16 protein-coding genes are annotated in these 19,758 nt (G+C 45.8%); all 16 read right to left on the bottom strand.

Features of this window, described 5'->3' with window-relative positions; all coding sequences use genetic code 11:
• Positions 1–52 precede the first annotated feature (52 nt).
• Positions 53–1,219, bottom strand: a complete 1,167-nt coding sequence (locus BMW61_RS11070; RefSeq protein WP_091821846.1) for a serine hydrolase domain-containing protein — start codon at positions 1,217–1,219, stop codon at positions 53–55.
• 11 nt (positions 1,220–1,230) lie between these two features.
• A complete protein-coding gene (locus BMW61_RS11065) occupies positions 1,231–3,258 on the bottom strand; it encodes a glycoside hydrolase family 31 protein (protein WP_091821843.1) in 2,028 nt (675 codons plus the stop codon).
• A gap of 66 nt (positions 3,259–3,324) precedes the next feature.
• A complete protein-coding gene (locus tag BMW61_RS11060; protein ID WP_091821840.1) occupies positions 3,325–3,948 on the bottom strand; it encodes a thiamine diphosphokinase in 624 nt (207 codons plus the stop codon).
• Between the two features lie 17 nt (positions 3,949–3,965).
• Positions 3,966–4,880: an endo alpha-1,4 polygalactosaminidase gene (locus tag BMW61_RS11055; RefSeq protein WP_139176280.1), complete on the bottom strand. Its 915-nt coding sequence runs from the start codon at positions 4,878–4,880 to the stop codon at positions 3,966–3,968.
• 11 nt (positions 4,881–4,891) lie between these two features.
• Positions 4,892–5,737, bottom strand: a complete 846-nt coding sequence (locus BMW61_RS11050) for a DNA glycosylase (protein WP_091821836.1) — start codon at positions 5,735–5,737, stop codon at positions 4,892–4,894.
• Positions 5,738–5,832: 95 nt separating this feature from the next.
• The gene (locus tag BMW61_RS11045) at positions 5,833–6,927 is read right to left on the bottom strand and encodes a substrate-binding domain-containing protein (protein ID WP_091821833.1); all 1,095 of its coding nucleotides are present in this window, start codon (positions 6,925–6,927) and stop codon (positions 5,833–5,835) included.
• Positions 6,928–7,057: 130 nt separating this feature from the next.
• Positions 7,058–8,452: a GGDEF domain-containing protein gene (locus tag BMW61_RS11040; RefSeq protein WP_091821831.1), complete on the bottom strand. Its 1,395-nt coding sequence runs from the start codon at positions 8,450–8,452 to the stop codon at positions 7,058–7,060.
• A 156-nt stretch (positions 8,453–8,608) separates the two neighbouring features.
• Entirely contained in the window at positions 8,609–9,802 is a 1,194-nt protein-coding gene (gene mmsB, locus BMW61_RS11035) for a multiple monosaccharide ABC transporter permease (RefSeq protein WP_091821829.1), read from the bottom strand.
• Positions 9,799–11,349: a multiple monosaccharide ABC transporter ATP-binding protein gene (gene mmsA / locus BMW61_RS11030; protein ID WP_022760999.1), complete on the bottom strand. Its 1,551-nt coding sequence runs from the start codon at positions 11,347–11,349 to the stop codon at positions 9,799–9,801. The genes mmsB and mmsA overlap by 4 nt, the downstream gene beginning before the upstream one ends.
• Positions 11,350–11,532: 183 nt before the next feature.
• Positions 11,533–12,717 carry a multiple monosaccharide ABC transporter substrate-binding protein gene (gene chvE / locus BMW61_RS11025; protein WP_091821827.1) on the bottom strand — a complete coding sequence of 395 codons (1,185 nt, stop codon included), beginning with the start codon at positions 12,715–12,717 and terminating at the stop codon, positions 11,533–11,535.
• Positions 12,718–12,905: 188 nt separating this feature from the next.
• Positions 12,906–13,982 carry a sugar ABC transporter substrate-binding protein gene (locus tag BMW61_RS11020; protein WP_242876705.1) on the bottom strand — a complete coding sequence of 359 codons (1,077 nt, stop codon included), beginning with the start codon at positions 13,980–13,982 and terminating at the stop codon, positions 12,906–12,908.
• A gap of 18 nt (positions 13,983–14,000) precedes the next feature.
• A complete protein-coding gene (locus tag BMW61_RS11015) occupies positions 14,001–15,611 on the bottom strand; it encodes a helix-turn-helix domain-containing protein (RefSeq protein WP_022760996.1) in 1,611 nt (536 codons plus the stop codon).
• A gap of 3 nt (positions 15,612–15,614) precedes the next feature.
• Positions 15,615–17,090, bottom strand: a complete 1,476-nt coding sequence (locus tag BMW61_RS11010) for a histidine kinase (protein WP_091821825.1) — start codon at positions 17,088–17,090, stop codon at positions 15,615–15,617.
• On the bottom strand, positions 17,083–18,174 hold the full coding sequence (locus BMW61_RS11005; RefSeq protein ID WP_091821822.1) for a substrate-binding domain-containing protein: 1,092 nt from the start codon (positions 18,172–18,174) through the stop codon (positions 17,083–17,085). Before BMW61_RS11005 ends, BMW61_RS11010 begins: the two co-directional genes overlap by 8 nt.
• A 22-nt stretch (positions 18,175–18,196) precedes the next feature.
• Positions 18,197–18,910: an ABC transporter ATP-binding protein gene (locus BMW61_RS11000; protein ID WP_022760993.1), complete on the bottom strand. Its 714-nt coding sequence runs from the start codon at positions 18,908–18,910 to the stop codon at positions 18,197–18,199.
• Entirely contained in the window at positions 18,907–19,758 is an 852-nt protein-coding gene (locus BMW61_RS10995) for an ABC transporter ATP-binding protein (protein WP_022760992.1), read from the bottom strand. Before BMW61_RS10995 ends, BMW61_RS11000 begins: the two co-directional genes overlap by 4 nt.

Here is a 19,758-nt window from a genome sequence, read left to right as displayed (position 1 = left end):
ACCGGCGCTGAAGTATTCGTTAAATAACTATAAAAAAGTAGCGTTTTTCCGTTTATGAAAAGATTATATTCCTCAGTTTTCTCGTGGCAACTCCGGTGCCGTAATCAACTCTCTGAGTCAGCATAAGGAAGGTTGTTCCGCTCTCGGGATCATTGCAGAAATAGGGGCCAAGCCAGCCATCCCAGCCGTACTCGCCTTCGCCTGCGATTATTCCGGCTCTTCCGGGATTCTTCATTATGCGCATAAGATTGCCGTAAGAAAATCCGCCGAGGGCGCTCCAGGTTTTCATGTCGTTTTGCTGCTCATCTGTGAGCTGAGCTCCTGTCATAAAGCGCACGGTATTCTTTGTGAGGATTTCTTTTCCTTCAAAAATACCGCCGTTCATGAGCATTCTTGCAAAGTTCGCGTAGTCGTCAATTGTTGAGAAAATGCCCGCGCCGCCTGATTCGAAGGCATTCTTTTTTCCATCATCTCGGATACCCAGGTTGTTGCCGCTGTATCTGACAGGTGCTTCGCCGTAGCAATCATAGGCAGTTGCGAACCGGTCCATTTTTTCCTCAGGCACATAGAATCCGGTGTCCTTCATGTTAAGCGGCTCAAAGATGCGCTCCTTCAGGAAGTCTCCGAACTTCATTCCGGAAGCCGTCTCTATTACAGCGCCAAGTACGTCGGCGCTTGTGCCGTAGCGGAAGTGGTCCCCGGGTTGGAATTCAAGCGGAAGTCTGCCCAAGCGCTCAGCGAACTCCATGGTGCTCATCATGTTATCGGTGGGAAGTCTGTCGATCAGCTCGTTATAAAGCTGCCCTGTTGTGATCTCCGCCGCCGTGTTGTCGAAGGGATAAACAAGCCCTGAGGTCATGTCGAGAAGGTCCTTTATGAACATCGGGCGATCCCATCTCACGGGCCTTCTTACTCCGCCTTCAACTATTTCCTGATTTTTGAAGCTCTCGATGTAGTTTCCGACAGGCTCGTAGGGCTCAATTATTCCGTCCTGAATGAGGAGCATCGCTGCCGCCGCAGTTATTGGCTTACTCTGGGAGTAGAGCCTTACGATGGTATCACGCTTAAACGGCTTTTTTGCTTCAAGATCCGCAAAGCCCGCCTCTGCGTACATTTTTTCCTCACCATCCTTCAGGACAAGAGCATTTAAACCCACCAACTCTCCTGAGTCTATGATTCTGTCAATACATTCTGTGAATAGTTTTTTCTTGTCTCGCATTGTGTCTCTCCTTACTTTTTTCTAAATACAGGAATTGATTCAATCGGAGCTTTTACAGTAATTGTCTGCGCGCCATCGTAAATCTTGCCGTCTCTTATGTCTTCCCACTTTCCTTGAGGAAGGTATACCTGCCTCTCAAACTGATTCAGTTCAAGGATCGGAGCAACCAGGTAGTCACTTCCGAACATGTACTCATCGTAGGTTTCCCAGCACTTTTCATCATTCGGGAACTCGTAGAAAAGTGTCCTGATTATAGGTGAGCCGTTTTTGCTTGTTTCTTCAAAAAGTGATTTTATATAGGGCTTCAGCTCATGTCTTAAATTCAGCTGATCCTTCATTATCTTGAAATTGTCTTCGCCGTAACTCCAGAGTTCATTGTCCTGGCCGGTGTGAAGATATCCGCCGCCGAAATCTCTGTTATCAAGCGGAGGAATGTCATAGGGACCTCTGTCTCCGTGGATTCGGAGGATTGGTGAAAATACCGCAAATTCAAACCATCTGATAAGGAGCTGTCTGAAATCGGGATCATTCACATCGTCGGTCATGAAGCCGCCGATGTCGGTTGTCCACCATGAAATTCCGGCAAGTCCCATATTGAGGCCTGCAGCGATCTGGTCCCTTAATGCTTCAAAAGTACTCGGTACATCTCCGGACCAGACAACATTTCCGTACTTCTGGCTTCCGGCCCAGGCTGAGCGGAGGAGGTTGACTACCGGTGTATTCTGCTCTTTTTTCATGTTGTCGTAGAAGGTGCGGCTATAGCACTGCGGATAGATGTTGCTGACTTCCAGTGCCGGTCCCATGTAGTACCTTAGGGCGTCGAAGTCATACTTGATAAGGTCAGGCTCAGAGTTATCGAGCCAGAACATGTCTATGCCGAGATCATAGTAATTTTTCTTGCAAACCTGCCATACATAGTCTCTGGCATCGGGGTTGGTCGCATCGAAAACTGTGCAATCCCCCTGATAATCATAGTTCTGAAGTCCGCCTCTTTCATTTTTCACAAGGAGGCCCTTTTCCAACATGTCGTAAAAGTGCTCGCTGCGTTTGTCGACTGAAGGCCATACGGAAACCATGACCTTGATGCCCATGCTGTGGAGCTCGTCCACCATCGCCTTGGGATCAGGCCAATAGGTCTCGTCAAATTTCCAGTCGCCCTGAACGGTCCAGTGGAAGAAGTCGATAACGATGCAGTCGATCGGCACGCCCTTCTCCTTGCAGGTGCGGGCTACGGTGAGGACTTCCTCCTGTGTGCGGTATCTGAGTTTGCACTGCCAGAGTCCCAGCAGCTCGTCAGGCATTTGCGGCGCACGGCCGGTCACTTCGGTGTAATTTTCAATAATCTGTCTTGGTGTGTCCTCAGCTGTGATCCAGTAGTCAAGCTCCTTTGAGGCCTCAGTCACCCACTCGGTGTAGTTGTTTCCGAAGGTTACGCGGCCTACGGCCGGATTGTTCCATAAAAATCCGTAGCCAAGGCTGGATACTGCGAAAGGTACAGACACCTGTGAATTTCTCTGCTCGAGGTCGAGGATGCATCCCTTCAGGTCCGTGTAGGGCTGCTGGTACTGTCCCATTCCGAATATTTTCTCGCCGTCGTTACTCTCGAATTTGAGTGTGATGCGGTAGTCGCCGCCCACATGCGGCTTGTAATCGCGGTTAATGTATTTAAGGCATCTTGATTCCTTTGACTCGGTTCCACCGTAGCAGCGAAAATACTCGCGAAGGAACATCTTTTCATCTTTATAAAAAGTTATTACTCCCGCAAAGTTCACGGTTGCCTTGATCTTGCCGTTTTCAATGCTCGCAAATGGGCCGTCCTCGCGCTCTGTGATAGAAATTTCGCCTTTGGCCGCGCTGCCACCGGTAGATGCGCCTTTTCCCATGCACCCGTCGTCATCTGCGAGCGCCCAGTTTCTTCCGGTGAACTCCGGATACATGGTGCTTCGAACTCTCAGTGAATTCTTGCCCCAGGGCTCTATTCTCAGTGTTTCCCCCTGTCTTTTTGCAATAAGTGCTCCGTCTTTTTCAAGAAATATCATGTCTTTCCTCCCTCGTACTGAAAACTCTTTCTATTTTTTGCCATTCAATTTTTATCGAACAGTTCTTTATTCATTAAATATTTTAATAACAAACAGCCTGCCTTCTCGTACGCTGATTTCGGCGATATTGCCATCAGGAATTTCATTGGAAACTCCCAGCGGAAAATCCGAGATAATGTCAGCATCTTCAATGTTGTATTTTGCATTTTTTATTGTTACGCCGTGGGCGTCACCGCCTGCCGCCAGCACTGAGAAATACTTGCATTTTTCGGATATCGTGAATTTTCCCGACACTACTCTGATCTCAGAGTAATCATCTAAAATGATTCCCGATAGCCCCTTAGAATCCAGCATTAGCAAAATTGCGAGGTTTCCAAGTGTATGGTCAAATCTTTTTCCAAGCGCGCCAACTAGCACAAACTCAGTAAAGCCGCGGCTTATTGCTTCCTTTACGGCGTAAACGGTGTCTGTGTCATCCTTTTCTGTGGGCAGCACTATGGTTTCTACATCTAATTCGGGATTTTCATGGGAATCGAAGTCCCCCACAATTAAAGAAGGCTTGAATCCAAGCCCTTCCATGTGAGAAAGTCCACAGTCGCAGTAGATGAAAAAATCATCATCACTGAGGCGCCCGCGGACAAACTCATAGTTTTCAATTGGTGATCCCCCAACTACAACACATCTTTTCATAAATCCCCCACAACTTTTCACTCCACGTTTCCATCGAGTTTCAGCGAATCCGTGACATAGCATTTGTAACCATTCTGCGTGCAGAATTCACTGATTTTATCCACAAGCCTCATGTCGTTGGTGTACTCGATCATGAATACCACGAGGCCTTCTTTTTTCGCACGGGCCAGATACTCCGTGTAATATTTTCTGTCAAATGCGGTCTGCTCGCCAAACTCGCCCTTTTCATAATCCAGGATCGTACTGAAAACCGACTCCTGGTTGATTCCGGCGATAATGTCCTGTTTGTTCTCATCCATGAGCTGCGACACAAACGTATCTCCGCCGTTCACAATGATCGGAAGATGGTACTTGTCGTCAAGCCTCTGAAGTATTTTCACAATTCCTTTGTAGATCCAGGAATGCGGATACATATAATATACGTCCAGATTATCTATGAAAAATCCATCAACTCCCTTTGCCACATACTGTGCAGCAAGAGTATCACAAATAAAATCCTGCCAGGACTCTTCTGATACATCAACCCAGTATTCTCCGGGCCAGTTTTCATACTCAGCAAGTGTTATATCTGAAAAAGTCTTGTAGTAATCCCTGAAATCTTCAATAGAGCCTACATTCAGATAGGTGTAAATCCGCCTGCCGGCTTTTTTCAAAGAGCCTATATCCTCTGCCGTAAGATACTGCGCATCAATTACCGCAAGGCCAATGTTGGTGTCGCCGTCGAGCTTCTTGTGGAGCTGCTCCGCGCTCGCGCCAATGTACACCCCATAGCCCCTTGGTCCATCGGGAGAGTCAATGTCCACCACGTAGCCGGCATGGGCAATCTGCGGGATTGCGATGAAAATGGCTATGAATACACCTGCTGCCATCCGTACCGGCATGCTTACCAAGGCACTTTTTATATGTTTAATTAAACTTATCAAATCTTTCATAAAAACTCTTCTCAATTATTGCCTCTCTCATGCATTTTTTGATAATAAAATATGTACTGCTGTATGATGCCGGCGTTTTCACCATATTCCGGAAACGGATTGACTCCGCCAAACTCTTCATTGATAGCACGTTCAATCCAGACATCCACCGGGGCTCTGCCCATTCTGGCATATGCAAAAAGGCAGATGCAATTGGACACCTTTTTTCCTACTCCGTGAACTTCCATGAGTTTCTCAAAAAGATCTTGATCATCTAGAGCATCTATTGCGTCAAGATCAAGTTCGCCGTTACAGACTTTTCTGATTGCATCGAGCACGTAGGGAGCCCTGTAGCCAAGGCCACACTCTTTCAGGTCCTCTAGAGTCGCCGATGCCATCTGGTAGGCGGTGGGGAAGGCGTAGATTTCGGTATCGTCTTGCTGGGTCTGAACTGCTGTAGTTATTCTTGTTCCAAATTTTCTGGAAACAGCCTCTACCGCACTCGATATAGCCGGGATGCTCTTTCTCTGTGAAATTATGAAGGATATCAGCATCTCCCACTTATCTTGTTTTAGAATTCTGAGCCCTCTGCCAAAGTCGATGGCCTTATCTGAAAATGCGTATTTCCCACACTCTTTCTTGCATATGTCTGCATAATTTCTTTCGAAATCAAAGTATGGTTCCCAGATGGATTTCCACTCTTCTTCGGAGCAGGAAACTTCGTAGGTGTTCTTCTTATCATCAAGTTTCTTTATGTACACCACATTATCCCCGGTTATAAATCTGAATACTCCGGGAGCTGTTTCTTTTACGCGGAAGCATTGTCCGCTCAGCTGTATTTTCTTAAGGTCGAAATCATCTGTAATTGTTATGTTCATATTATGCTTGTATTGCTCCATTTATTTATAATCTGAAAGGGCTGGATTTTCCAGCCCTTTCAATAATATTCATATCACTAATCATCCAAATCCAATCACTTCACTGCATCCAATATCTTCTGTGCATTATCACTTGTGATCTTCACGTAGTCGCAGCCGATGTAGTTCTCGTTGCTCTGGCCTTTGATGTAGTTGATAGCTGCGTCGGCAGCACTGTGAGCCTGTGAGAAATGATCGTTAAAGACTGTTCCTGTCATCTTGCCGTCGATAACATCTTCGAGGGCTTCCACAAGGGCATCCACACCTACAAGATAGATGTCGGTTCCGACTGTTCTGCCGGCATCTTCGATGGATTCAAGGGCCCCGAGAGCCATTGCATCATTGTTGCAGAATACAACTTCGGTCTCGGGATGAGCCTCAAGTGCATCAGCAACAAGATTCTTTGCCTGCTGCTTATCCCAGTTGCCGACTCCGCTTGTAAGGCAGTTAACATCCATTCCTGCGTCCTGAAGTGCCTTTATTGAAAAGTCTGTGCGATACTGTGCGTCGATATTCTCAGGATCGCCCTGTATCATGATATAGTCGACTTTACCATTCTTGTTCATGTCAATGGTATCCATACCAAGATCTGAGATGATCTCGCCTTGATATGTTCCGGACTGGCGGGCATCGCAGCCAACATAGCATACCTTCCAGTTGTTATCTCTCCATCTCTGTTCTTCTTTGTTATCGGGCTCACGGTTGATGTACACAAGCGGGATATTGGCACCGACTACAAGATCAGTTATATCGGAAGCTGATGAAGTATTTACCGGATTCACGATGAGTACATCCACTCCATCCTTTATGAAATCCTGAATCTGTGCTGTCTGCACTGCCTGATTACCCTCGCTATCAACTATGCTTACGTTGTCAGCGGAAAATCCCTGTGCAACCATGTAGCTTTTGAGCTCATTTCTGAAAAGAGCCATAAAATCGTCATCGAACTGATAGATGCAAATTCCGACCTTCTTATCAAGAAGGCTGGCTGCTTTGACGTCGTTACCGCCTGTAGATGTTGTAGTGGTGTTCTCAGTAGAAGTCTGCTCTGTTCCTGCTGTCTCATTGTTTGTATTACCTGAAGAACAGCCTGATATCATCGATACCATAAGTGCTGCCACCATCATAATACTTACCAGTTTATTTTTCATAATATTGTTGTCCTCCTGTTTTACCCCTCATCCGGCACTTCGTGCCACCTGTCTTCGCTCCGCTTCGGTCCGCGCTGAACCGACGTCCCCCGGACGTCGAGCGCCCCCCAAGGGGAAGGCTTCATATTGTTCAATACTTCTTCTCCGGATACTTCTCGTAGAATGCTTCCTTCTCGCGAAGCATCTGTTTATTCGCATGGCGGAGAGCGCGTCTGATATCTCCCTCGGTGTCGTCATACTCATAGCCAATGGCAAAATAGACGCCATCCGGATCGCTGCATCTCTCACGCAGCTTCTCAATTTTTTCTGTAAATTCAGTCTTATCTATGTTCTCGCAGACAATGGAAAATTCCTCGCCGCTTGATCTGAAGACCTCTGTTTCATCGAAGGTCTCTCTGAGTATCTGGCCAGCTTTTTCAAGAGCCTGATTTCCGGCGTCATGTCCGTTTTTCTCATTCAGATACTGAAGGCCGTTCATCATGCAAAATGCAACGCCAAAGGGCTCTTTTTTCCACTTAAGGAGCTCGGCAAATTCGTCCACTGTGCGATTCATAGCCGCTCTGTTTCTAACACCCGTGAGCATATCAACGCTTGTCAGCCACTCAAGGCGCTTTAAGAACTGGCTGTTAGCCATCTCCGATGACAGGAAAACCGAGAGAATCTCCAGCGTATCCTTTATCATGTTTGCATTATCAACGTTAAAGTTTGTAAGAAGAATATATCCCACGGTCTCAAGCCTTTGCTTTAAAGGCACAAGGCAGAGACTTTCAGCGTTTTCGCTCTTTAAAGCCTTCGCCCACCCGGGAGCAATCTCTTTGATTCTTTCTATCTCCGCTTTATTTCTCATGATAAAGCAGTCACTCTCACCGACGATCTCACCCCAGGATTCCGCTATGTCATAAGGAACCTTCATGTAAATCTGCGCAGCCCAAAGAATTCCTTCCTTATGGTCCTGACTGATTATCTCAGCCTTTTTCTTTTCTTTATTCAGGGAAATTACGCATGCGGAAGAAGCATCCGTAAACTCGCGAATGTCCTTAATTACCTGCCCCAGATTGGTCTTAAAATCGTGATCCGTACGAAGCTCAAGGCAGCTCTTTATCACAAATCCCGCAATTATCGGCGACAGAGATGAAAACTTGCCGGCATCCATTTCCTTTGTAAGCTCATAGATATACTGGCAATATCCAACGCTTCCGTCCTCCTCCTGCTTTAACGGCAAAATTATGTTGTCTGTCCAGACTCCCAGGGACTTTGTGGTATCTACATAATTATGGAATTTTTCTCCCTCAAAAGCAGCCTTGATGCACATATTTTCAAATTCAGGCTCCCTGGGAAGATATTTGGTATAGGAATCTCCCTCCACGTTTTCTCCGGTCATGCTGAACTTATCATTAGCAGCAAAAATCTGGACATCCTTTGCAGTTCCATCCTCGTCTCTTGTAACTGCCAAAATTGCACACGGATTCTCAACAGATTCAGCTATAATCTTGTACTTATCATATGTGCTGCATGCCGGATTCATCAGGATACCTCCTATCCTCGTAGTTATGATTATTTTACCATACTTTTTAACGAGAAATAGTTAAATAATCATAAACAAGCCTCTCCCCGTTTAAAGGGAGAGGCCTTGAAATTCATTTCATTTATTTGAAAAATCGGGCATTTTCCAATATCAAAATCAGTTCTTAACGATCATCTTACCGCCACGCTTTGATACAACGTCGAAGATAACGGCTGCAAGAAGAACGACACCCTTAACCACCTTCTGCATGTTGGCATCAACACCCATAAGTGACATACCAAGGTTGATAACACCCATAAGAACCGCACCGACGATAACTCCGGGAACAGTACCAATTCCGCCGTATGCAGATGCACCACCGATGAAGCAGGATCCGATAGCGTCCATCTCGTAGTTCTGGCCGTATGTAGGCTGAGCTGATGTAAGACGAGCTATTGTGATCATTCCTGCAAGTGCTGCAAGGAATCCCATGTTTGTGTATGCAAGGAAGTAAACTCTGTTTGTATTGATACCTGAAAGCTTTGTAGCCTTCTCGTTACCACCTACTGCGTAGAAGTAACGTCCAACAGTTGTGTTGTTTGTGATGTAACCGTAAACAAGTACTACGATGAGAACCCAGATGAGAACTGTAGGAATACCCTTGTGCTGTGCAAGCTTGTAAGCGAAGAGAACGATTACAGCTGAGATAACAACAAGCTTTCCAACGAATGCTCCGAAGTGCTCTACGTCATAGTTCTTCTTGGATCTCTGAATACGTGATGAAACCTGAAGAACGATGAATACTGCTGTTGCAACAAGTCCGCCAAAGAGACATGTAAGGTTAAGTGTTCCGTTTCCGAAGATGTCGTGGATATAGCAGTCAGCACCGCCACCGAAGAGGTTAACGAATGTTGTCTTATCCTTGATGGAAACTGTAAGTCCGTTAAGTACTACGTTTGAAAGTCCTCTGAAAACAAGCATTCCTGCAAGTGTTACGATGAAAGGAGGAATTCTAACAAATGCGATCCAGAATCCCTGGAAAGCACCGATTGCTGTACCAAGAGCAATCATGATAAGAATTGCAAGCGGGATCGGGATGTTCATGTTAACCATGAGAGTCGCACCAACCGCACCTACGAAGCAGACAACCGATCCAACTGAAAGATCGATGTTACCACCGGTTAAGATACACAGGAGCATACCTGTTGCAAGTACGAACACGTAAGCGTTTTGTGAAATCAAGTTACTAACGTTCATGGGAAGCAGAATTGCTCCGCCTGTTCTCCATGAGAAGAATGCAACTACTATGACGAGTACGATGATCATAGTATTTTTCTTTAAAAAGCCAAGAACCTGGTCCTTATTCATTATTTAACCTCCTTATTTCCGGATGACTGTAAAATCTTAGCCATAATCTTTTCCTGAGTAGCTTCTTTTCCATCAAGCTCTCCTACCATTCTGCCTTCGTTCATGACATAAATTCTGTCACACATACCAAGGATCTCGGGAAGCTCTGAAGAAATCATGATTACTGATTTGCCCTCAGCTACCAGCTGGTTGATGATGCAGTAGATTTCGTATTTAGCACCTACGTCGATACCTCTTGTAGGCTCATCGAGTATAAGAATATCAGGGTCTGCGAACATCCACTTTGCAAGAAGTACCTTCTGCTGGTTACCACCGGAGAGGTTTCCTACGTTCTGTTCTACTGAAGGAGCCTTAGTCTTAAGCTTCTCCTTGTAGTCTACTGCTACACTGTATTCCTTATCTTTATCAATTACTGTCTTCTTACTTACCGCATCGAGATTAGCAAGTGTTGTGTTAATCTTGATCGGGTTTGTCAGGATAAGTCCGTTACCCTTTCTGTCCTCAGTAACATATGCAAGCTTGTGCTTTATTGCATCCTGTACTGTATTGAGGTGAACTTCCTGTCCTTTTATGAAAAGCTGTCCGGAGATGTTGTCTCCATAGCTCTTTCCGAATAGGCTCATTGCAAGCTCGGTACGGCCTGCACCCATGAGTCCTGATATGCCGAGTACTTCACCCTTCTTAACGTGAATGCTGACATCTTTAACAACTTTTCTATCGCTATATAAAGGATGGTAAACATTCCAGTTCTTTACTTCCATCATGACTTCGTCGCCGACATGGTGTTCTCTCTTCGGGAAACGGTCTGCTATTTCACGACCAACCATGCCCTTGATGATTCTGTCTTCTGAGAAGTCATCAACGCCCTTAGTCAGTGTCTCGATTGTAGAACCGTCACGGATAACCGTGATCTTGTCTGCAACGTAAGATACCTCGTTGAGCTTATGTGAGATGATGATTGATGTAAGTCCCTGCTCCTTCTTGAGCTTAAGCATAAGATCAAGCAGAGCCTTGGAATCTGTCTCATTAAGTGATGATGTAGGCTCGTCGAGAATAAGAAGTCTTGCATTCTTTGAAAGTGCTTTTGCAATCTCAACAAGCTGCTGTTTACCAACACCTATATCCTTAATCTGTGTCTGTGCGCTATCCGGTAATCCAACGATATCAAGATATTTGCGTGCAAGATCGCTGGTCTCATTCCAATTGATCTTGAACTTAGTTCCTCTCTCGTTTCCGAGGAACATGTTCTCCGCAATTGTCATGTAAGGAATAAGTGCAAGCTCCTGATGGATAATAACTATTCCTTTTCCTTCACTGTCCTTAATGTCGTTAAACTGGCACACATTTCCGTCATATATAATATCGCCCTCGTAGGTTCCGTACGGATATATGCCACTAAGAACATTCATCAGTGTAGATTTTCCTGCTCCATTTTCACCTACCAGTGCGTGAATTTCGCCTTCTTCAACCTGGAGATTTACATTGTCCAGGGCTTTCACACCGGGGAAGGTTTTGGTGATATTTTTCATTTCCAGTAATATCTTCGCCAAGTTAACCCCTCCTTTTCCAAATTATATTCTTCATTGTTAAAAACACCCTAATTCCATTCTTCTATTGTTTGTTGCCTTGCTTATTACATAAGTAGTTCACCGGACCAAAACTGCTCGCCAGTGAATTTCTCAATATTTGGGCGGGTCCTGTTCGAACCCGCCCGAAAGATAATTCAGTTCAAATTACTTGAGGTCGTCCTCTGTGTAGTAACCAGAGTCGATAAGAAGCTCTTTGTAGTTGTTAACGTCTGCAAATACAGGCTCGCAAAGGTATGAAGGAATAACTCCTGTGCCGTTGTCGTATGTCTTTGTATCGTTAACAGGTGCTTCTGTGCCCTTCATGATAGCGTCAACCATCTCAACTGTCTTAGCTGCGAGGTCACGAGTATCCTTGAAGATAGACATTGACTGCTTACCAGCGATCATGTTCTTAACGTTTGCTACGTCACAGTCCTGACCAGTGATGATCGGCCAATCGCCTGTGTAGTTAGCCTCGAGTGAGTTTGTAACACCGAGTGCTGTAGAGTCGTTAGAGCAAAGAACTGCGTCAAGCTTTGTGCCATCTGCATAGTTAGCAGAGATGATAGCATCCATTCTGGACTGTGCTGTCTCTGTTGCCCAGTTAGCTGTTGCAACGTTATCGAAGTCAACCTGACCAGACTTAACAACGAGCTTACCCTCGTCGATGAAAGGCTTAAGAACGTCTACAGCACCGTTGTAGAAGAACTTAGCGTTGTTGTCACCGGGATCTCCTGTGAAGATCTCAAGGTTGAAAGGACCATCAGCGTTTTCAAGATCAAGCTGATCTCTGATGTACTCACCCTGCTTTGTACCTACCATGTAGTTATCGAATGTTGCATAGTAGCTAACAGCGTCTGAGTTCATGATAAGACGGTCATAAGCGATAACAGGAATGTTTGCTTCCTTAGCCTGTGCAAGAACTGTTCCAAGTGAATCACCATCGATAGATGCGATAACCAGAACCTGTGCGCCTGAGCTGATCATGTTCTCGATCTGAGAAACCTGAGTTGCGATGTCGTTTGAAGCATACTGAAGGTCTACTTCATAGCCAGCGTCCTTGAGCTGAGCTTCCATGTTTGCGCCGTCCTGGTTCCATCTCTGGAGATCCTTTGTAGGCATTGCAACACCAACCTTGCCACCGCCTGCTGCAGTTGTATCAGCAGCTGCTTCCTCAGTTGCCTCTTCTGCAGGAGCCTCAGCCTCTGTGGTCTCCTCTGCTGCAGGAGCCTCAGTCTCTGTAGCTGTGTCAGTAGTAGCAGGAGCAGATGTGTTTCCGCCGCCGCATCCAACAAGCAGTGATGCAGCCATTGCTACTGAAAGAAAAGTACTAACAAGTTTTCTCTTCATTTTTGTTTCCCTCCCTATTGAGAAATTATCTTGCGGGGATTTGTTCCCCGTCGTTTACGAGTATTACTCTAACATAAAAGGAATAGCAATGATTTACGATGTTCTTCAAATTTTCATAATTAAAAAGGCGCACAAAAAGACCCGTCTAGCATTTTTTTGCTATACGGGTCTCACATTTTTAATTTGTGCTATTCGTGAACGTTTAAGTACACGTCTTCCTTGAGGTGGAAGCCACTCTTAATTATGACTTCATCCATGTTCTCCGCCGTGACGCTCACAGGGTCTATTTTCACACACGGAATCTCATAGGTTCCGTCCGAAATTGTGCTAATCTGTCCGCTCTGGGTGGTAACTTCCTCACCCTTAGCCATCTTTACCGCTATCTCGGCTGCTGCCTGAGCGAGTTTCTCAATGGGCTTGTACACTGTCATGAGCTGGGTTCCTTCAACGATTCTCTGGCATGCTTCGAGGTCCGCATCCTGTCCTACAACCAGCTTCTTACCGGCAAGTCTCTTCTCCGAAAGTGCTGTAACCACCCTGCTTGCAAGGTCGTCGTTGCCGCACATTATCGCGTCGCACTCTATGACACTCGACATGTTTTTCTCCATGTAATCGGTTGCAAGCTCTGCTTTCCAGCCGTCTGCATAGAAGGTGTCGATGATTTCGTTTCCGTTCTCCTGCATGATTTCCTTGAAGCCCTTGCCAACCATCGGAACGTTGTTGTCGCTGTGAGGGCCGCATACCATGAGGACCTTTCCATTGGTAAGGCCTTGATCAACAAGCGCTTGTCCCATCATCTGCCCGACCTTTTCATTATCGAAGGATATATAAAAATCGACATTGGAATCGCTGATCAGTCTGTCGTAGGCAATTACCTTGATTCCGGACTCTTTGGCCTTCTGGATGTTAGCCTTTACAGCCATGGAATCTATGCATACGATAACGATTACGTCCATTCCCTTCTTTATAAAATATTCAATCTGTTTTTTCTGCTCCGAGATGTCGCCGTTGGCATTCTGGATGTTAACCTCGGCGCCAAGTTCCTTCGCCATCGAAACGAATACATCACGGTCTCTCTGCCACCTCTCGATTACGAAGGAATCGAAGGTCATTCCGATCTGTATTTTATTGTTGTCCTTTTTCTTGGTAACGTTTCCGCCGGACTCTTCTCCGGTACACCCGCAGAGTGTGCAGGCAAGAAGGCACATCGTAAGCAGCACCGCACAGCTTCTTCTTAATATAGTAGATAATCTTGTAGTCTTCATAATCAGTCTTCCCGGCCATCAGTTTCTTACCGGAGTCTTACCATCCTTATATTCCGTAGGAGTAACTCCCACATTTTTCTTAAAGCTTCTGCTAAAGTAGTTGGGGTCTGTGTATCCGCACATCGCGCAGATTTCCTTCATGGACATGTCGGAATTGTCCAGAAGCTCCTTGGCCCTCTCCATTCTGACGTTTGTCAGATATTCGATAAAGTTATACCCACTCTCGTCCTTGAAAATCTTACTGAAGTAATAGGGCGAGATATTTACTATTCTTGAAACATCATCAAGGGAGATGTCCTTAGCGTAGTTGTCCTCGATGTAACGCTTTGCGGTTTGTATCGCGTCGTTGGACTTTTCCTCTTTTTTAATTAATACATTTTTGCAGGCGGAGGAAATCTTATCAACAAACCATTCCCGCAGTTGCTGCGGTGTCTCCAGAGCCATGATCTCCGGAAGGTAGTTATTTCTTCCCTGATAATGGTAGGTCTGTCCACCATTTAAGTACATGAGTCGTTCCGCATATAATGAAAATTCCAGGACCTTTAGTCTCATGGCCATGACGTCGCCGTTTACAACCGCCTGGCTCATCCAGTCCGCATATTTGTTGGCTATAACGACTGCCTCATCCACGGCTCCCTTGGAAACAGCTTCAAACAGCTGCTTTTCAAGATCAATGGGATATCCCTCGTCATAGTCGCAGCTGATAGGAAGATCATCGGCATGGGCGACAGTTCCTGTGGTCGCAATAAGAGCGTTCAGAGCTTCGTGATAGGAGTCGCCGAGTTCACGCAGAGGCTTTACTTTTCCTATTCCAACGCGGAACTTGATGTCAGTTTTCTTCCTGAGATACCTTGCAAGGTCCCTCGCCTTATCCACCGCCTCTGTTCTCTCAGCATACTCGAGTTTATTATCCGGATGCGGCACCAGCACTGCGATTTTGTTGGCCATTACGTTTCCGATTTTGCAGTCAAAAAATTCCTTTACGCAGTCTCTGATTTCCTGATATTTTCCGGAGAGCTTTACGGAACTTCCGATTGCGTTTGTCATGTGGTTTCCCTCCTGGGAGTCACCGCAGACAATTGCAAGCATATATCCGTAGTTCTCATCAATTCCAAGTATCGTCTTATAGCTGTCGATATCCTCGTCAAAGTGCTCCTGGAGCAGAATGTCGTAAATAAGCCCGTTCTCGATGATGGGCTCGACCGTCTCGAGCTTTTCTTTAATAAGAAGATCGTTGCTTCTCTTTTCGCGCTCACGATCTATCTGTGCCATCGCTTTTTTCAAAACTTCGATGACTTTCATCCTATCAACGGGTTTGTTGATGTAGTCGAGAACGCCAAGCTTTATGGCCTCTTTTGCATAATCAAACTTATCGTATGCAGTCATGATTATGAAAATTGTATTTGCGGAAAATTTCTTAATCTCTTTCATAGCTTCGATGCCGTTGATTCCGGGCATATGGATGTCCATCACGGCGATGTCGGGCCTGAAGCGCTCCGCAAGCTCTATGACGCTGCGTCCGGTCTTGGCAAACTCGATGTCACAGTCTGCGCCGAATTCCTTCTCAATTATGAATTTCATTGAATCAATGACGATACCCTCATCGTCAGCAAGCATGATTCTGTACATGTTTTATACCTTCTCTAATGGTAGTCTTATGATTACCTCGCAGCCCTTGTCCTTCCCCTCACTTTTAATGGAAAAAGCGTCGTCATTTTCCGTGAAGATGCGAAGTCTGGATATTACGTTATCCATGCCGATTCCGTTGTTGTCGTACTGATGCTCTTTTCTATGCCAGCTTCCGCTGAGTATTTTGTCGATGTCCTCAGGTTCGATTCCCTTTCCGTTATCGGCTATGCTTATGCAGGCATTGTCGTCCTCGCGGTAGACGCGAAGGCTTATCACGCCCTTGTCCCCCATTTCCCGGATGCCATGGTTTACCGCATTTTCAACAATCGGCTGCAGTATCATATTCGGCATGTGAATTCCGAGAAGTCTCTCATCAATCTGTTTGTTGTACTGTATGTCTCCCGAAAAGCGAACATTCAGAATTTGTATGTAGTTATCAACCAGGGTTACCTCTTCTTTTACGGTAACCTCCGTGCCGTGGTTTTTAACATTATATCTGAAAAAGTCGGCAACTGTCTGGACATATTCGTAGGTTCTGTCAGCGCCCTCCATCATTGCGAGCTGGGCACCGGCATTTAAGGTGTTAAACAAAAAGTGCGGATTGATCTGAGCCTGCAGGTATTTTAGCTGTGCATCCTTAAGATGTGCTTCCATGGTGAGCTCTTTTTCCTGCATCTTTCGCTCATTTTCCATACTGTCGCGGAGCCTTATGATGTACTCCTTGATACTGATTACCATCTGTCCGAAGGCATCTGTAACTATACCGATTTCGTCGTGATATGGAGTCTCGGGAAGCTTGGTGTCAAAATTTCCGGCCGCCACTTCGTTTGCGGAAGCGGCAAGCTTCTTGAGAGGTCTTATCATCATTCCGACGATGATGGTGATACTTATGATATTTCCCATCATCACTAGCGACAGTACCAGGACGCTAAGTCTCTCGAAGGTTCTGAACGCCGCGGTCAGCTCGGTGTAGTTTTCTGAGTTACTGATAAACTGTTCGTTGTTCAGACTTTCAATATACGCACTTATATAATCGTAAAGCTCGGTGGATTTTTCATAGAAGTTTCTGTATTTTTCTACATTTCGTCCACGCTTTGCTTCGATTGTCTGAGACACCTGATCAAGATAGTTCTCGGTCATGTTTTTGATGTTGCGCCTCATTCTGCTAAAGGAAAGGTCTGTCACTTTTCCGCCAAGCTCTTCCGAAAGTGTCTGCAGAGTCTGTGCATTTCGGTAGTAATTTTCCAGAGAGTCCGTGGTCTTAGAACTCAGATATCCGGTCATGCTGTCCTGAACTCCGGTCAGCGCCTCATTCAGCTCATTCAGCTGTCTGTTGTCCTGGTAGACCATCTCCATCTCCTTGGACATGCTGTTGATGCCAAAGATCAGGAAGATGTTTACTATAAAAATCAGGAAGTTTGCAAGCATGTAAATGCTGACGATTTTTTTCTGCAGGGGGAGGTTATAGAATTTATTCATCGCTTTTCTCCCTCTTCATGAATGCATCAACATTCTGATTGTTGATGAGGGTTACGTCAGCGGTGAAATACTGGCTGGTATTGCCGAAGTGGTAGTAATCCGACAACGCATCGATGCAGTATCTTCCCATCTGCTCTGTATCTATGGAAATTGTGGCGTAGACGATATTCTTGGAAATCGCAGTCATGATTTCTTCCGAGTTGTAATATCCCAGAATATTCACGTCTCCAACCTTGTTAAAGTCGACAACCGCCTGATATGCGCAGACTGTGTTCAGCTCGTTCAGGCACACGATAACGTCCGGGATGTCATCATTCATGAAAATATCACGAATAGACTCCTCGACCGAGAATATGTTTTTGTTGTCCACCGGTACGAGAGATATTGAAAACTCGGAGTCTGTGGCGTTCTCCTGCTCAAGTGTCTCCTGAAGCGCAGAGATGATGATGTTCTGACCCGAATCCCTGGTATCCGTATTAACAAGCACCGCTACGTCCGTGGTGGTGCGTCTTATGGCTGCCTGAGAATTGGCAAAATCATCACTTCTTTTTTCCTTAATAAGGTTGAAAATCTGTCTGCCGTACTCTCGTCCAATGTTGTAACTGCCGACACCCACGAAGCTGAGTCTGTCCGAGTGCGTGCTGTCACTGTAGAGTGTGACTACCGGAATCTTCTTTTCATTTGCTTCGTTAATGAGCTGTGTCATCTCCTCATTTTCACTGGCAAAGACGATGATTCCGTCAACCCTGGATGCGATGGCAATTTCCATAAGCTGCTCGCAGGTGTACTGTCCCTGGATGTTCTGGCCAAGCAAATCCACATAGATATTCTGTCTCTTCGCTGCGTCAAAAGCGCCTTTATAAATCGCCTGCCAGAAGTCGCTCTTGTAGTTGTCGGTGATCATGACATAGTATTTATCATACTCTTCTGCATCCGAAGATTTCCTGTAATCTTCCAGATAAAAGCGAAAAACAAGTGCTCCTACCACAAGAGTCATTATGGTAAAGAGCACAGTTGTTATAAGTAAATACTTTTGATTATTAAGTTGGTCTGATGTTTTATCAGTTTTTTCCTGTGTCCCCATACGAAGAATTGTAGCAGATTAGTTAAGCGCTGCCAAGGTATGCTGCGCGTACCTTTTCATCTTCCAGGAGCTCGGTTCCGGTACCTTCCATGGAAATTTTACCGTTTTCTATGACGTAGGCTCTGTCTGCAACGTGGAGAGCCATGTTAGCGTTCTGCTCGATTAGCAGGACTGTTGTTCCGGCCTCATGTATCTGGCGGATGATCTCGAAAATCTCCTGCACTACGATTGGTGCAAGTCCCAGGGATGGCTCATCCATCATAAGGAGCTTGGGCTTACCCATAAGGGCTCTTCCTACAGCAAGCATCTGCTGCTCTCCTCCTGAAAGCGTACCGCCTTCCTGCCAGGAGCGCTCCTTAAGTCTCGGGAAAAATCCGTAAACTCTCTCGATATCCTCCTCGAGGTCATCTTTTCTAAGATAAGCCCCGATTTTTAAATTCTCTAAAACAGTAAGGTTGGGGAAAATCCTTCGTCCCTCAGGTACCATCATGATGCCCTTTGATACGATGCTTGTCGGATCCTTTCCGGTGATGTCATCACCTTCAAAAACTATATTTCCGCCCTTGGGTTTAACAAGTCCCGATATGGTTCGAAGTGTTGAGCTCTTACCTGCGCCGTTCGCGCCGATAAGTGTAACTATCTCACCTTCATTTACATCAAAGCTGATACCTCGAACAGCCTCGATGCCCCCATAGCTTACCTGCAAATTATCTATCTGTAAAACTTTTTCACTCATTTCTCGTCCTCGTCTGCAACTCCCAGATATGCCTCTATTACGCGCTGATTCTTCTGAACCTCCTCGGGTACACCCTGCGCGATCTCGCTGCCGAAATCGATAACATAGATGTAATCCGAAATATTCATAACGAGGTCCATATGGTGCTCGATAAGAAATACTGTCAGGTCGTATTTATCACGGATCTGACGCACAAAATCAGCCAGTTCGTTAGTCTCCTGCGGATTCATGCCCGCTGCAGGCTCATCCAGAAGAAGGAGCTTCGGTTTTGTGGCAAGCGCTCTTGCTATCTCAAGACGTCTCTGAAGTCCGTAAGGAAGGCTCACTGCAAGCTCGTCCTTGTAAGCATCAAGTCCCTGCTCCACCAGCAGTTCCATGGTCTCTTCTCTCATGCGCTTTTCTTCTGCGAGATTTCCCCTGAAAATTGCGGAGAATACGTTCTGCTTTGCATGCTGGTGCTTCGCTATGAGCACGTTGTCGAAAACTGTCATGCTCTTCCAGAGACGGATGTTCTGGAAAGTTCTTGCGATTCCGAGTCCGGTTATCTGGTCGGGTGTGGGTGCAAGCACTGCTTCCTTTGCATATTTGTCGGCATTTTCACCCTTATAGGTCTTAGCCGCTTTTCCTGTCGGATGATTTCTGACCATGGGCTTTCCCATGAATTCTATAAGGCCGTTCGTAGGCTGATATACTCCGGTAATACAGTTAAATGCTGTGGTTTTTCCTGCTCCGTTAGGTCCGATCAGAGCAATTATCTTATGCTCCGGAACCTCCAGCGTCAGGTTATTTACCGAAACAACGCCTCCGAACTGCATTGTTACATTTTCAAGTCGTAACGCATTTCCCAT

The organism is Butyrivibrio sp. ob235 (genome assembly GCF_900109475.1).
Taxonomy (GTDB): Bacteria; Bacillota; Clostridia; order Lachnospirales; family Lachnospiraceae; genus Butyrivibrio.
The sequence above is the reverse complement of the archived record's forward strand: the minus strand, read 5'-3'. Positions and strand labels throughout refer to the sequence as shown.